General features: G+C 78.4%; 1 protein-coding gene. It reads right to left on the bottom strand.

Annotated elements, in window-relative coordinates:
* On the bottom strand, window positions 1-269 hold a 269-nt coding region (locus tag IO39_RS56460; protein ID WP_043637919.1), incomplete at both ends, for a hypothetical protein.

The raw sequence follows: 269 nt of genomic DNA, 5'->3' as shown, positions 1-269 counted from the left end.
GCGGCCGTCCAAACCGGGGCCGGTCAGCGGCGCGCGGCCGGAGGCGGCGACCAGGGCGCGGGCGTTCCTGGCGTTCCAGGCCGCGGCCCGGCCGAGCAGCCCCTTGCGCAGCCGGGACGCCGGCGCCTCGGCCGGCGGCGCGGCGGCGGCCGTGCCGTCGGCGATCCCGTCGAACAGGTTGTCCAGCTTCAGCTCGCCGGTGGCGACGGGGGCGAACCAGGAGTAGCGGTCGTAGTAGCGCCGCCCCTGCACCACGTCACCGGACGCGT

This window comes from Nonomuraea candida (assembly GCF_000725485.1).
GTDB classification, from domain to species: domain Bacteria; phylum Actinomycetota; class Actinomycetes; order Streptosporangiales; family Streptosporangiaceae; genus Nonomuraea; species Nonomuraea candida.
This window is presented reverse-complemented; position numbering and strand designations above follow the sequence as displayed.